This window comes from Marisediminitalea oceani, from assembly GCF_003731635.1.
Lineage (GTDB): Bacteria > Pseudomonadota > Gammaproteobacteria > Enterobacterales > Alteromonadaceae > Alteromonas > Alteromonas oceani.
Genome location: NZ_RCUA01000007.1, coordinates 91,417 through 106,248 on the forward strand (window position 1 = coordinate 91,417; position 14,832 = coordinate 106,248).

A 14,832-nucleotide genomic window follows, 5' to 3' on the forward strand; every position below is an offset into this window, starting at 1 on the left:
TCCGCGTTTTTGTTATGCATGAAGTGTGGTGGCGCAAAGCGTGATCTTCAAGTCATCCAGGCGATAAATTTGTGCGTATAAGCAGGCATGAATACAAATACAACTCCACAACTCACCATATTCTATGACGGCGGTTGCCCGCTGTGCGCCATAGAAATGCGCCATCTGAAACGCCTTAACCAAGATAATAAACTTGGCTTTGTCGATATTATGGCGGCGGACTTTGATCAGCGCTACCCCGAGCTTGATTGGCAGGCCCTGAACGACCGCATCCATGCTATGCGGGCTGATGGCACCATGCTTATCGGCCTGGATGTCACCTATGAAGCCTGGCGGCTGGTAGGAAAAGGCTGGTTGTATGCGCCATTGCGCTGGCCACTGGTAAAGCCGCTTGCTGACCGATTTTACCTGTGGTTTGCCAAACACCGTTACCGCATATCTTACTTATTAACCGGGCAAAAACGTTGCCAGCAGTGTGAGCTTAAAAAAACATGAATGTATTAGTGATTGGCAGTAGCGGCGCTATAGGTAAGGCCATTGCGCAGCAAATGCACAAGGTATTTCCACAGGCTACCGTTTACGCGGTGTCACGTCAGGCGCAGGAGAGTGACGACGGGCAGGCAAACCTCAAATCAGTACAGCTGGATACAACGGATGAGCAGGCGATTGCAGACTGGCTGGCAGAATGTAAGCAACACGACATGCAGTTTCACCATGTGGTGTGTACCACCGGTATATTGCACGACAGCGAGGTACAGCCGGAAAAACGGCTTGAAGACATCACGTCTGAGGCTCTGCAACACTACTTTGCCATTAACACTGTGCTGCCGATGCTGTGGATAAAACAGCTGGTAGGCTTTTTTCCTTCTGAGCATTCAACTTTAACCGTGCTGAGCGCCCGGGTAGGTAGTATCGAAGATAACGGCCTCGGTGGCTGGTACGGGTACCGGGCCTCAAAGGCGGCGCTCAATATGCTGGTTAAAACCGCTGCGGTGGAATATAAGCGGCGAGCCAAACATACCAGTCTGATTTGCTATCATCCGGGCACGGTGGACTCGCAGCTATCCGAGCCTTTTCAGCGTAACGTAAAACCTGAAAAACTGTTTACGCCTGAGTTTACTGCGCAGCAACTGGTTGCCATGATTCAGCAACGCAAAGTAGAACACAGTCCTTATTTCCTCGACTGGGACAACAAACCCATCCCCTGGTAAGTTGCGCGTACAGCGTTACCCGCCCGCTGGCTGATTGCTTCCGATGAAACCCAAGACTTTTTTACAGGGTATTGATAGTATGCCAATTGGAAAAAATCGGACGACAGGACGCAGCCAACCGTCATTACCAATAAAAGAAGTTGTGCGCACCGTTCCGAAATAAAGCAACAATAAAAATCACAAGAGGAACTTATATGAGCGGGACCAGAGAACAGTTCGGATCGCGCCTTGGATTTATTCTGGCCGCCGCAGGCTCTGCGGTAGGTATTGGCAACCTGGTGGGATTTCCGGTAGGCGCTGCAAAAAATGGTGGCGGCGCATTCCTGCTGATGTATGCCATTTTTGTATTCGCTATTTGTTTACCGGTAATGATGGCTGAAATGTCGGTGGGACGGCATACCAAGAAAGATCCGCTGGGAGCCTATTCTGATCTTACCGGCAACTCGGCAAAGTGGAAGATAGCCGGTTGGTTATCCATTGTTACGCCCTTTATGATTGCCGTGTTTTATCTGGTAATCACGGTATGGATATTTGGCTACCTGTTTTATGCGGTGACCGGCGATTTAGAGTTACTCGCCGATCCGAGTACCTTTGGTAATTTTATCAACTCGCCGGTGATATTCGCTTACATGGCTGCGGTGCTGGGCATTATGTACGGCATCTTACAGGGCGGTGTTAAGCAAGGTATCGAAAAAGCGGCCAAGCTACTCATGCCCACCTTGTTTGTGATGCTGGTTTTACTGGTGATTTTCGTGCTGACACGCGACAACGCTATGGCTGGTGTGAGCTTTTATCTGGTACCGGATTTCAGCAAAATTAATGCCTCGGTTATCAACGGCGCCCTGTCGCAGGCTTTCTTCTCATTAAGTCTGGGCATGGGGATCATGATTACCTATGGTAGTTACATAGATAACCAGTCTGACATCCCTAACTCGGCCAAGCTGGTGGCTATCACCGATACCGCGGTGGCGTTTACCGCCGGTCTGATGATCCTGCCAGCGATATTCTCGTTTAATCCGAATATCGATCCTAACGAGCTGAGTGAGTCATCAATTAGTATGATTTTCTCATTTTTGCCGCAGATTTTTCTGGCACTGCAAACCAGCATCGGATTTATTGGCGCCAGTATCGTGGCCAGCATATTCTTCCTGCTGGTTTTCTTTGCCGCCATAACCTCCCTGGTCTCTATCTTTGAGGTGCCCGTGGCTGCGTTAATGGATGAAAAAGACTACAGCCGTCGCAAGTCGCTGGTAGTACTAGGCGCTCTGCTGGTTATCTTCGCCGCGCTGTGTGCATTGTCGTTTGGCTTTGTGCCGGCTCTGACTTCATTCACCGCCTATGCGGGAGCGGATAAGTCTTTCTTCGATGTCGTATATGACGTGTTCTACGACACGATTTTGCCACTCAACGGATTACTGATCTGTATTTTTGTGATGTATCGCTGGAAACGCCATAACTTTAACAAGGCATTGCAGGTTGGCGCCCCCAACTACAAAGGTAGCTGGGTCGAACGCTATGTGGATATTTCGGTAGGTACGTTTATTCCGCTTATCCTGGCGGTGATCTTCGTTAATACCGTGGCGCTGAAATATTTCGGTGTCAGTCTGTTTGGATAGTCTAGGCCAGGCCGGCCATCAGGCCGGCTGCATTGTCCAGGGGGTGGGGTAATTAAGCGTTATCCCCAGGCCGGTAAGGGTTGCCCCGGGGTTGATATGTTTACCTGAAGGCACGCTTGCGCTGGTTAATTCGTCACTAAATTCAACGGCTGGTAACCCCAGCCGTTTTGCCATTTGCGGATAATAATCACCGCGCATAGGGTGTTCATCGCTGCATAAATGCCAGAGCTTGTTAGCGGGCTTTTGCACTAAGAGCGCCTCTATCACCTTTACCACATCATCAACATGAACCAGGTTTACTACCTGAGTTGCGCCGCTCAGTGTCCGGCCTGCCAGGGTCTTTACCGGATGCCGATCGGGCCCCGTTAAACCGGCCAGGCGCAATATGTATCCCGAGTCCGGCGCAGTGTTTTGAAGCCATTGCTCAATCTCAACATGGGCTTCGCCAGAGGCGGTGTTCGGGGCTGGCGCGGTACCAGTGGTGATATCACCTTCCTGATCGCCATAAACCGATGTGGTACTGATAAAAATGAGCTGTTTGGGAGGAGCTTGGTTATACAACGCCGATATCAGTTGCTGCATGGCTGAGGTAAATTGGTTTAAATCGGTATTGCGTCTGCCTGGTGGAATATTAAGAACAAAAGTGCTGTCGGGGGCTACCGCAAGCAGGTCCTGAGGATTATCTCCCAGCGTATAAGGGATGGCCTGAATACCTTGCTGACTTAATGCCCGGGCTTTGTCTTCACTGCGGGTGGTTCCGTAGATAGTCATCTGAGAACGAAAATGGCTGGCGAGATAACCTCCCAGCCAGCCACAACCACAAAGTATTAGTTTATTTTCCTGTTGAGATGTCATTTACGCTACCGGTGTTTGTTTTGCTAAAGCTTAACACTTCCGGTAGCGATTTCATTATTGTTTCAGGGTCGATTTGCCGGTGGTTTCCAGTAAATCCAGACCAGATAATCCGGCGATATTCTTCTGCATGCGTGATTCGGCATAGTCTGCTTTAGCCAGCACGGTGCATAATGCTTCAGCTTTACTTTCCAGCGCATCCGCTTCACCTTCTACGCGTTGCTCAATCATTTCGCCAAAGTTTTCCATACGGTTAGCAAAGGCGTCCATATCACCGTCTTCAAACAGCATCTGACGACCAATCGCCATTAACAGGTGACCGGTAGAACGCTCTACCAGCGATTCAATCTTGTCATCAAACTCTTCGCTCCAGGCGGCATCGGCCCAGTCGCCATCGAGGCCAGTGCTGTCGAACTTATAAGTACCGTCGGCAGCGTAAAAGCGCTCGTCAATCTCATTCGACAGGTCAGTAAACAGCGTATCAAAATCTTCAGCCAGGTCGTTATCTTCACCCAGCAGTTCAGTGAATACTTCGGTAATGGCGAAGCTGGCAATCTTGATGCCGTCGCGGGCAATTTCAACTGTCATAGGAATAGCGGTTTCAATACTGCTGTAATAATCAGACACCCAGCGTTGTTCGTCGTTATCCAGATTAACTGCCTGGTTATCTACATATAACTGGTGACTTGGCGTGATCAGAACCTTTTCGCCACTTTCGGTGGTAATGGTCAGATCGCCATGGTCAAAGGTTACCGAGCCGTGCAGTTCCATATTACATTGATTATCGACTTCAACGTGTGCCAGCGCAGGTTGGGCAATAAAAGCAGTGGTTAAAATCAATGATGCAGCAACAGTTTTCATGGTTATCCTAAATTATGCTTTTAAACAATACGAATGTCGTATCGCAATTCACAGGCCAATCTGTTAAGTTTATACAAAACAATGGGTTATGTTTTTATTGGTTTTAAAGCTACATATTTATTCCCTATTGTTTTGGAAGTAACACTAATTATTAGCGTATTTGACCATGTTCATTATTCAGCGGAATATTGATTTTGCGCATGTTCATTTTTGTTTCCTTAGTGCATAATACGCGCAGAATTTTTATAGGGTAAAGATTATGAGTGACTGGATTGATGCAATTTTATTTGGTGTTGCGTTAGTAGCGTTTACTTTAGGCATGAGCAGCATCGTCATGGGCTTTATGTCTGGTAAAGAGGGCAGCGAAGCCCTTCACGAGCGTATTGAGATGGGTTACCTGGGCGTTAGCGGCCTGGTAGTCAGCCTGTTGATGCTCTACGTAATCGGCTAATTAACAGCTCACCGATTTTCGGTAAACAAAAAGCGCTCACTTGAGCGCTTTTTTGTTTTCAGAATAAATAGCCTACTCGGTTGGTTTTTATCTTAAAGATGGCGATTTGAAAGTGAAGCAAGGAGTTAGCTAAGACTGGTGTATAAAGATCGTTGTCGGCCCTTATCAGTGAAAAGCGTCATCGTCACTGGAAGAACAAACTAGACCGTCAATGACGGCACATCCATGTGCCGCATCAACTGAATCCTCATCCATGATGATTCTTCTAGTTTGTTGTGTCTTCCAGTGACGATGACAACACTGAAGAAGGGCGAAATTATTAGTCTTTCTTCGACTCAAACAAAGTAAGTCCTTGGCATAGGCAATTTAAAGCCCTTATCTTACAAGGTGAATGCTTTTGTCAGTCTTTTATGGCCTCAGGTGCTTCATCTGGCTGGCTTTGAGGTGCAGGGCCAGACAGTGCCGCTAAATGGCTGTCGCGTTGGTAGGCTCTCAGGTCGAATAAGGGCAGCATCGCCATAATGTGGTCGAAAATGTCAGCCTGCACCTTCTCATAGGCTACCCAGGACTTATCTCTACAAAAGCAATACACTTCTAAGGGCAATCCTAACTCATTAGGCGGCAACTGCCGCACCATCAGCGTCATGTCCTGGTTAATCTTTGGGTGTTTGTTTAAATAGGCTTCCAGATAGGCGCGAAAAGTACCGATATTGGTTAATGCGCGGCGATTGAGCAAGTCGCCTTCATCAATGGAATTATCTTTATGGTAGCGTTGTAATTCATCAATTTTGCTTTTGATGTAATCGGCAATAAAGCGGATTTTGGCTACTTTTTGCAGGCTTTTCTCGTCATACAGGCAGATAGAATGGATATCAATATACATTGCACGCTTGATGCGTCGCCCGCCTGATTCCTGCATACCACGCCAGTTTTTAATCGCTTCATTAGTTAGTGAGTAGGTAGGGATAGTGGAAATAGTGTTATCCCAGTTTCTTACTTTAACGTTGGTTAAACCCAGTTCGATGATCTCGCCGTCAACGCCAAATTTATCAACCTGGATCCAGTCGCCATTGGTAAATAACCGGTTAGCCGTAATCTGAATACCTGCCACAAAACCCAGAATGGTGTCGCGGAATATCAGCAGCAATACTGCGGCGATAGCCGTTAAGCCGGAGAGCAACAACAGCGGGCTGCGCTCTACAATCAGCGATACGCTCAGTAGCATCAGTACAATAAACAGTACCAGCTTGGCCACCTGCACAAAGCCGGTAATCGAGGCTTGTGCAGCAAAAGGGGTAGAGTTATACCAGTCTTCAAATGTATTGAGTAAAGCGCTGACAGACAGTGCTGCTACGGTCATCAGGTACAGCAGTGAGCATTTCAACAGAACGGTATACAGCAGGCTGTCGATGGTGAGCAGTACGTGGGTGCTGGCAAAGATAATCAGTGCCGGAGTCAGGTGAATTAATCGTTTGAAAAAACCGTGGCTGTGCAGCGCATCATCCCAGTGGGTTTTGCTTTTCAGGATCCAGCGGGTAACAACCGAGTTCAGTACGATTCTGCTAACTAACAGGCCGGTGATAGCCAGCACAAATATCAGCAATAACGAAAAGCTGTTATACAGCGAACCGTTTAATACGATATCAGTATCCACCTGCCTGAGCAGCTCAACGAAGTTTTCACGAAGCGTTTCCGCTGTGACCATTTAGTTACCCTTTTTTAATCCAATCAATGTTGCGGTCTTTGTCCTGCCACAGGGTATTTACCCATTGCTGGAAACCGGCTTTAAACTGTTCATCGGTATAATAATCGCCAATGGCTTCGGCCGGAATGTCAACCACATTAACATCTACAACGATTCGTCGCATTTGACCGCTTAACATGGCCAGCATCGGATGCTTTGGATTATCCGGATACAGCAGTGAGATATCCAGAATATTGGTGAACAACTCGCCCATGGTTGCCAGGGTAAAGGCGATACCGCCGGCCTTTGGCGGCAACAAGTGTTGGTAGGGGCTTTGTTTACTGGCATGCTTGGCCGGGGTAAATCGGGTCCCTTCCACAAAGTTGATCACAGTAGTGGGTTTATGGCGAAACTTCTGGCAGTAGCGTTTGGTGGTTTCGATATCGGCGCCCCGTTTGTGCGGGTATTTTTTCAGATAGGCTGCCGAATAGCGTTTCATAAACGGCATTTCCAGCGCCCAGGCTGCGAGACCTACAAAGGGTAACCAGATCAGTTCTTGTTTCAGAAAGAACTTGGGTGCCGGGATCCGAAAGGCCGAAAACTCGATGAGCAGGACAATATCCAGATAGCTCAGGTGATTGGCAACTATCAGGTACCAGTTTTCTTTACTTAGCTCACCCCGCACCCGGTAATCAAGGATGACCGGATTAAACAGCCGGATCAGCGCTAAACTGCATTTACCAAAACACAGCATAAAGAAGTTCATCAGCGGTGCCAGCGCTCGTTGCACTGCGCCAATCGGCAGTAAAAAGCGCAGTAAACCAAACACAATAACCAGCCCGCCCCACAGGGCCAGGTTGGCCAGTTGTAACGGCAAATGGATTGCGAATATCAGTGGTGCCAGTACTACTCTAAGCATTACTTACACCGTCTTCCAGTTTTCCAGGCGTTGGTCTTTTGCCTGCCACTGCTGATTGAGCCATTGCTGAAAACGGGCCCGTTGCTCGGGGTTTTCAAAATAGTCCATCACCTTTACATCTTCCGGAAACAGACCTTTCAAAGGCTTCACGTCTACGTGCAATTTTATCTTACTGACCGAACCATTAATAAAATCCCAGAAAGAGGGTGTACCGGCGGGATAAAAAATGGTGACATCAATTAACTGATGAAGCTGACCGCCCATGGCGTTAAGAACAAAAGCAATGCCGCCGGCCTTGGGTTTTAACAGATGCTTAAAGGGCGATGCCTGACGGGCATGTTTTTCTTTGGTGAAGCGTGTGCCTTCCACAAAGTTCATAATGCTGGTGGGTTTGTACTGAAACTTTTCACACGCCTTTTTGGTAGTTTCCATGTCTTTTCCTTTCAAATGCGGGTTTTTGGCCAGAAACGACTTGCTGTAGCGGCGCATAAAAGGAAAGTCCAGCGCCCACCAGGCCAGACCTAAAAAGGGCACCCAGATCAGTTGCTGTTTAAGGAAAAACTTTAAAAACGGGATTTCGCGGTTAAATACTCGCTGAAGTAATAAAATGTCGACCCAGGACTGATGATTGGCGATTACCAGATACCAGTCATTCCGGGCCAGGCCTTCCAGCCCTGAGACTTCCAGCGTTGTTCTGCTGAATAGTCGCTGATTAAAGTTATTAACGCTTATCCAGCCTACGGCGCAGGCATCCAGCAGATAGGTCATCAAAGTCCGCCAGGGTTTAAGCGGAACAACAAGCTTTAACACCGCCAGGGCTAATACCAATGGTACCCAGAATAGCGTGTTGAGCCCATAAAGTAGCGCCGACAGCGCGCCGTTGAGGCTATGTAATAGGGTTTTCACTACAGTCATCTTACCAGTTGCAAAATTGAGCACAGTGTAACGTAAACCGGGCTTAAAACCGATACTTAATCGAGTTAAGTGGTTATAAAAGTCCATTCAACCGACGTTTTCATTATCACTGTTAAAACGTCTGATGTGTGCCAGTAAAAAGCAAATTGGATGAAGTACAACTCAAACTGAAGTCTAGCGTTTTTTAACTTTTTGTTTACGTTTTGCCGTCCTTCGATTGTGCCTGATACCCCATCAGGTATGGTGCCTCTAATTCAATTGTTGAGGCATCTGATGAAACTACCCATCCACAAAAAAAGCAATATCGACCTGTTGGCCAAATGCCGGCTGGCAACCTGGCTGACGCTGGCGCTTACCCTCACTGCTTGTAACGAAAGCAATAATACAATGAGTAATAGCGAGAGTAATGACTCACAAACTGAACAGGTTCTGCCGTATCAGGATACGTCGTTACCAATGAATCAAAGGGTCGATGATTTGGTGGGCAGAATGTCACTGGCAGAAAAAGTGGCCCAAATGTACAACGATGCACCGGCGATTGAACGGCTCGATGTACCGGCCTACGATTATTGGAATGAAGCCCTGCATGGTGTAGCCCGGGCGGGTGAGGCAACGGTGTTTCCCCAGGCCATTGGTATGGCTGCAATGTGGGACCGGGAGCTGTTAAATGAGATTGCCACGGTCATTTCTGATGAAGGCCGCGCAAAGCACCATGCCTTCAAGGAACGTGGGTTGAGTTATCGCTATACCGGATTAACTTACTGGTCGCCAAATATTAATATTTTCCGTGATCCGCGCTGGGGACGAGGTCAGGAAACCTATGGTGAAGATCCTTACCTGACCGGGGAACTAGGCGTGGCGTTCATCAATGGTTTACAGGGTGATGATGACACCTATCTAAAAACGGCTGCCACCGCCAAGCACTTTGCCGTGCACAACGGGCCGGAAGTCTCACGCCATTCCGATGATTATGTGGTATCGGATAAAGACCTGTTCGAAACCTACTTACCGGCTTTTGAGAAGGCGGTAGTGGAAGCCGATGTAGAGGCGGTTATGTGTGCCTATAACCGGGTCAACGGTGCCCCGGCCTGTGGTTCCGACCGCTTACTCAAAGATATTCTGCGCGGCAGTTACCAGTTTGATGGTCATGTAATGTCTGATTGTGGCGCAATTGCCGATTTTTACGATCCTAAAGCCCACAATGTAACGCGCTCGCCTGCTGCTGCCGCAGCTTGGGCAGTAAAGAGTGGGACTGATCTGAACTGCGGCACCGGACGCCTGAGCAGTTATGCCAACCTTACCTTTGCCGTACAAAAAGGATTTATTGAGGAGTCGTTGATAGATCAGGCTGTAGGCCGTCTGATGATGACCCGCTTTAAACTGGGCATGTTCGACCCGGATAGTAGCGTTCCTTTTGCTGATATTCCGCTGGAGGTAGTGGGAACAGAAGAGCATCTGGCCCTTACGCAAAAAGCATCGGAACGCTCCCTGGTATTACTGAAAAACAACGGCGTGTTGCCTCTTCAGCCGGGCGTTAAAGTGGCAGTGATTGGGCCCAACGCGGATAATCAGGATGTGCTGCTGGGTAATTACAATGGTCTGCCGGTTAATCCGGTTACCGTACTTCAGGGCATCAAAAACTACACAGGCAATGCAGCGGTGCCTTATGCTCCCGGCAGTGCCCTGATTGACGACATTTACGGCCACTGGCAAATCCTCGATGAATCAGTGTTATTCCACCGCGATGAATCTGGTGAATTAAGCCCCGGCGTGAAGGTGGAATACTATGCGGTCGCGCGTGAAGCTATCACCGATTTCTCTTCATTAAGGGTGCCAGCCAGGCAAACCGGTAGTGCAATACATTCTGAGGTACTGAATAAATTGCAAATGCGTAACCTGCGTTCGCCGGTTAGCGGTAAGTGGCTGGATGACTTTGCTATGGTGGCGAGTGGCCAGCTGGTGCCACAGGAGTCGGGCAGTTACCGATTCGATGGGCCGGGTGAAGTGACGCTTAACGGTGAAGTGGTAACCGGCGCGGTGGAGCTTAAGGCAAACGAAAGCTACGACTTTAAGGTTAGTCATAGGGTGGTATCCAATCCGGTTAGTAACACCGCTGGCGGTCTGCGGGCAGATTGGCAGTTGCGCTGGGTGAATGAAAGCCAGGCGCTGCAGGAGCAAGCTCTTGCTAAAGCGGCCAACGCCGATGTGGTAGTAATGGCGGTGGGGATTTCTCCTCGTATTGAAGGGGAAGAAATGCCGGTTAAGCTGGAAGGCTTTAACTATGGCGATCGCACCAGTATTGCTCTACCCGCAGAGCAACAGGCTCTGATCAAAGCGGTGGAAAAACTCGGTAAGCCGGTGGTACTGGTTAACTTCAGTGGCAGTGCCATGGCGCTTAACTGGGAGCAGCAAAATGTTGATGCGATCATTCAGGCATTCTATCCGGGTGAAGCTACCGGTACAGCTCTGGCGCGAATTCTGTGGGGGGAAGTGAATCCTTCGGGTCGCCTGCCGGTTACCTTCTACAAGAATCTTGATGGGTTTGCGCCGCTGGACGATTATGCCATGGCGAATCGGACCTACCGTTACTTCGAAGGCGATGTACTTTATCCTTTCGGTTATGGCCTTGGTTACAGCGCCATGCAATATAGCAACTTACAAGCCCCCGAATCGCTGGCTTCTGGTGAGGATTTAACGCTGCAGGTAGAGCTTAGCAACCTGGGGGAACAGGCTGCCAGTCAGGTTACTCAGGTTTATGTGAGCATGCCGGATGCTCCGGTAGATACACCTAAACTTAGTCTTAAAGGCTTTACCCGTACGCAGATTGGCGCAGGTGAAGCGCAGACGGTTTCACTTACGCTGAGTGCAGACGAGTTGGTCTATATCAACGAGCAAGGGCAAAAAGTCCCTTATACCGGTGCGCTCGATGTATACATGGGCGATGGTCAGCCAGGCTACGGTAAGCCGGAAAAAGTTGCCCATACCCGTATTGATGTGCAGTAGAGGAGCCTGATGATGTTGAGCCGCCTGACTGCCTCCTTAGTTCTGCCTTGTCTTCTCACTGGCTGCGCCGCTAATGCGGCCGCCGGTCTGGCCGACAAGTATACCAGGCATTTTTTAATTGGCACCGCGGTAAAATCAAGCGAGCTGCGGTCAACGCTGCCGTCTAAAGACGCACCAGTTTGTCGCGAATTTAATGCTTTTACCGCTGAAAATGCGATGAAATGGCAACATATTCAACCCGAGCCGGGTGTTTTTTCCTTTGTCATGGCCGATCAGTTAATCCGCATTGCTGAGCAATGTAACGGCAAAGTGATTGGCCATACCCTGGTGTGGCACCAGCAAACACCGGAATGGGTATTTGAGGATGACGCGGGCAATATGATTAGCCGGGAGGCATTACTCGCCCGCCTGCGCGAGCATATCTTCACTGTAGTGGGCCGCTATAAAGGGCGAGTGACCGGTTGGGATGTCGTCAACGAAGCGCTTAATGAAGATGGCTCGCTACGCGATACTCCCTGGCGACGCATCATCGGTGATGACTACATAGAATACGCCTTTAAATATGCCAGGCAGGCCGATCCCTCTGCCGAGCTATACTACAACGATTACAATATGTATAAGCCGCAAAAAGTGGCGGGAGCGGTTCGGCTGGTTAAACAACTGGCCAGCAAAGGGATTAAAGTACATGCCGTGGGCATGCAGGGCCATTATTCGTTGTTTTACCCGTCCCTTAATGAGGTTGAGCAAAGCATTGCGGCGCTGATTAACGCCGGTACTAAAGTAGCCATTACCGAGCTGGACGTTACCGTGTTACCGCTACCGGAAAATGCCCATACTGGCGCGGATATTACCCAGAGCTTTACCGCGCACCCGGTTTATGACCCTTATGTTGATGGTCTACCCGAGGAGCAGCAGCAATTGCTGGCCGACAAATATAAAGACTTGTTCAGTCTCTTTCTGCAACACGCCGGACACATCAGTCGTGTCACGCTTTGGGGCAGTACCGACGGTGATTCCTGGCGTAACAACTGGCCTATCCGGGGGCGTACGGATTATCCGTTGTTGCTGGACCGCGAGGGCAAGCCCAAAGCGGCATATCAGGCCGTGGCCGAGCTGGTTACACCGGAGTAACTAGCGTAAAAAGGCGGTAACGGTAAAGCGAGCGGTGTACGGGTTTAGGTCCGTTTTAAACTGTTTTGAAATATCCCCCGAGTGAAGCAGCGCACAGGGGTAAATTACCGCCCGGTTAAATTCACAGGGCACCTGCAATACCCGTTCAAATAATGGCGTATCACCATTTATATAGCCGCGCTCAGCAGGATAGGTTTGCAGGTGTTGCGCCAGGTTCTGTTGATAAGCGTGAAGGCCTGGCCGGGTTATCGCCACCTGAGCGGTAGGTTTGTATCGGTAAAAACTGGTGCCGCCAAACGCGGGTGAACACAAGTAATGAACAATGGCGAACTCGTTGAGCAGCGGTCGGTCACAGTGGGGAATAGATTGCTCAAGCGTTAACTCTTTAGCAGTACGGGTTACCATGGCAAAGTAGGCTTCACCATCACTCACCCTTGCAGTGACCTTTTCGCGCTGAAATACCCGGTTTATGGCGGCTATGGCGTATTTCAGATAGCCGGGCGGTACTGGCGCCCTCAGACCCGGGTACACCGGCGATTCACTAGGAGGCTGTTGCCGGGCAACCGCGTAATCGATTAATTTTTGCGGAGCAGGCATAAAATCGTCTATCACCAATACCTGATAGCTACTGCCAGGTACCGGCAGCATCCTCACATTAGTCACGGCTTGCGGCACAGGTTTTAGCAATAAACTCGGCGTGGCCGGGCATGTAATCCACGGATTTTCTCACCACTCTTTGGATCCCTTCCAGGCGACGGGCCAATTCCTCCTCCGGAAAAATGTCTGCCAGCGCGTGATATCCCTCGGGACGCAGGCCCTGACCGTACATCACTTCAAACCAGCTCAGGTCATTAAACAACTCGTTATTGAAACGGCTGATACGGCCGTTGGCCTTAAACTGGTTTATTTTTTCCTGCAAGGTGTCAGGAATAGCCATATGCTTACAGTAGCGCCAGAATTCAGTGTCTTCACGTTCGGTCACATGATAGTGGAGGATCAGAAAATCCCGGATGCGGGTAAATTCAAAGTCCATCTCGGCGTTATACTGATCAATATCGCTCTGGCACGGCGTTTGAGACGGGAAGCTACTGAAAAACTTAGAAATAGCCACCTGTACCAGATGCAGACTGGTAGACTCCAGTGGTTCCATAAAACCGCCGGATAAGCCTACCGCCAGACAGTTCTTGTGCCAGAACTTATTTCGTTTACCGGTGATAAATCGAATTTGTCTCGGGTCTGCCAGCAGATCGCCCTCAATGTTCAATCGCAGGGCCTTTTCTGCTTCCTCGTCGGTCATAAATTCACTGCAATAAACATGGCCGTTACCCACCCTGTGCTGCAGGGGAATGCGCCATTGCCAGCCAGCCTGCTGCGCCGCAGCCCGGGTAAAGGGCCAGGGTGTTTCGGTGAGAGCCGAGGGAGCGGTAACCGCCCGGTCGCAGGGTAACCAGTGACGCCAGTCCTCGTAACCGCTTTTCAGGGTCTGCTCGATGAGCAGTGCGCGAAAGCCTGAGCAGTCAATGAAGAAGTCGGCGTCATACTCAGCGCCGTTTTCCAGAACCAATGAGCGGATGGCACCGTCCGGATGCTGACGGACTTCAGTGACTTTGCCTTCGGTCCGTTGCACACCATGGCTCTCGGCTACCTCACGCAGAAATTTCGCATACAGGCCCGCATCGAAATGAAAAGCATAAGCGATGTTCGATAGCGGCGAGTTGCCCGCTTCAAAGGGGCGCATAAAACGTTTTTCATTACACGCCAGCGATGACAACGTATATTCATCAAGGGGAGCCGCTTTACCCTGCTGGCGCATTTTGAGCCAGTACTGATAAAAATGTACGCCTTCCATGTTTTTGCCGACTTCACCAAACGCGTGGTAATAGCTGTGGCCCGGTTTGCGCCAGTTCTGAAACTGGATCCCCAGTTTAAAGGTACCCTGAGTGCGTTTGAGAAAGGTATCTTCATCGAGTCCGATTAAATCATTAAACAACTGGATTTGCGGGATTGTAGCTTCGCCGACGCCTACGGTACCGATATCTTCTGATTCAATAACCTGAATATCGCAGGGATGTTTACTTAAAACTTTACCCAGTGCAGCGGCCGTCATCCAGCCGGCTGAGCCGCCGCCCAGCACAATGATTTTCTTTAACGGTGTTTGCATTTTTACCCCTGAAACAAAAAATCAGGCC

At 49.5% G+C, this 14,832-nt stretch carries 13 protein-coding genes; 6 read left to right on the forward strand and 7 right to left on the reverse strand.

From position 1 onward, the window contains the following. Window positions 1-87: 87 nt before the first annotated feature. From D9T21_RS01830 to D9T21_RS01840, 3 genes are all read left to right on the forward strand, one after another. A complete protein-coding gene (locus D9T21_RS01830) occupies window positions 88-495 on the forward strand; it encodes a thiol-disulfide oxidoreductase DCC family protein (RefSeq protein WP_123323458.1) in 408 nt (135 codons plus the stop codon). Further along, on the forward strand, window positions 492-1,211 hold the full coding sequence (locus D9T21_RS01835) for an SDR family NAD(P)-dependent oxidoreductase (protein WP_123323459.1): 720 nt from the start codon (window positions 492-494) through the stop codon (window positions 1,209-1,211). The genes D9T21_RS01830 and D9T21_RS01835 overlap by 4 nt, the downstream gene beginning before the upstream one ends. A gap of 194 nt (window positions 1,212-1,405) precedes the next feature. Beyond that, window positions 1,406-2,827: a sodium-dependent transporter gene (locus D9T21_RS01840; protein WP_123323460.1), complete on the forward strand. Its 1,422-nt coding sequence runs from the start codon at window positions 1,406-1,408 to the stop codon at window positions 2,825-2,827. An 18-nt stretch (window positions 2,828-2,845) separates the two neighbouring features. Here the strand turns inward: D9T21_RS01840 and D9T21_RS01845 are convergent, their stop codons facing one another. Further along, window positions 2,846-3,682 carry an SDR family oxidoreductase gene (locus tag D9T21_RS01845; RefSeq protein WP_123323461.1) on the reverse strand — a complete coding sequence of 279 codons (837 nt, stop codon included), beginning with the start codon at window positions 3,680-3,682 and terminating at the stop codon, window positions 2,846-2,848. A 54-nt stretch (window positions 3,683-3,736) separates the two neighbouring features. Beyond that, window positions 3,737-4,540 (reverse strand): YggN family protein, encoded by an 804-nt coding sequence (locus D9T21_RS01850; protein WP_123323462.1) that lies wholly within the window; start codon window positions 4,538-4,540, stop codon window positions 3,737-3,739. Between the two features lie 259 nt (window positions 4,541-4,799). Between D9T21_RS01850 and D9T21_RS01855 the strand changes: the two genes are divergently transcribed. Then, window positions 4,800-4,991 carry a hypothetical protein gene (locus tag D9T21_RS01855; protein ID WP_123323463.1) on the forward strand — a complete coding sequence of 64 codons (192 nt, stop codon included), beginning with the start codon at window positions 4,800-4,802 and terminating at the stop codon, window positions 4,989-4,991. A 400-nt stretch (window positions 4,992-5,391) separates the two neighbouring features. Here D9T21_RS01855 and D9T21_RS01860 read toward each other — a convergent pair whose 3' ends face one another. Genes D9T21_RS01860 through D9T21_RS01870 form a run of 3 tightly spaced genes read right to left on the reverse strand, consistent with a single transcriptional unit; the run spans window position 5,392 to window position 8,509 of the window. After that, the gene (locus tag D9T21_RS01860) at window positions 5,392-6,696 is read right to left on the reverse strand and encodes a mechanosensitive ion channel family protein (RefSeq protein ID WP_123323464.1); all 1,305 of its coding nucleotides are present in this window, start codon (window positions 6,694-6,696) and stop codon (window positions 5,392-5,394) included. A 4-nt stretch (window positions 6,697-6,700) separates the two neighbouring features. Continuing rightward, window positions 6,701-7,594 (reverse strand): acyltransferase, encoded by an 894-nt coding sequence (locus tag D9T21_RS01865; protein WP_123323465.1) that lies wholly within the window; start codon window positions 7,592-7,594, stop codon window positions 6,701-6,703. 3 nt (window positions 7,595-7,597) lie between these two features. Then, complete coding sequence (locus D9T21_RS01870; protein WP_123323525.1) at window positions 7,598-8,509, reverse strand: acyltransferase; 912 nt, start codon at window positions 8,507-8,509, stop codon at window positions 7,598-7,600. A gap of 273 nt (window positions 8,510-8,782) precedes the next feature. Here D9T21_RS01870 and D9T21_RS01875 point away from each other — a divergent pair, with 273 nt between their 5' ends. Together D9T21_RS01875 and D9T21_RS01880 are read left to right on the forward strand one after the other, a co-directional pair. Beyond that, complete coding sequence (locus D9T21_RS01875) at window positions 8,783-11,512, forward strand: glycoside hydrolase family 3 C-terminal domain-containing protein (RefSeq protein ID WP_123323466.1); 2,730 nt, start codon at window positions 8,783-8,785, stop codon at window positions 11,510-11,512. A gap of 9 nt (window positions 11,513-11,521) precedes the next feature. Beyond that, window positions 11,522-12,643 carry an endo-1,4-beta-xylanase gene (locus tag D9T21_RS01880; protein WP_123323467.1) on the forward strand — a complete coding sequence of 374 codons (1,122 nt, stop codon included), beginning with the start codon at window positions 11,522-11,524 and terminating at the stop codon, window positions 12,641-12,643. Here D9T21_RS01880 and D9T21_RS01885 read toward each other — a convergent pair whose 3' ends face one another. Continuing rightward, complete coding sequence (locus tag D9T21_RS01885) at window positions 12,644-13,306, reverse strand: DUF6445 family protein (RefSeq protein ID WP_164464547.1); 663 nt, start codon at window positions 13,304-13,306, stop codon at window positions 12,644-12,646. Next, window positions 13,299-14,804, reverse strand: coding sequence for a tryptophan halogenase family protein (locus tag D9T21_RS01890; protein ID WP_123323469.1), 1,506 nt, complete (start codon window positions 14,802-14,804; stop codon window positions 13,299-13,301). Before D9T21_RS01890 ends, D9T21_RS01885 begins: the two co-directional genes overlap by 8 nt. Window positions 14,805-14,832: the final 28 nt, after the last annotated feature.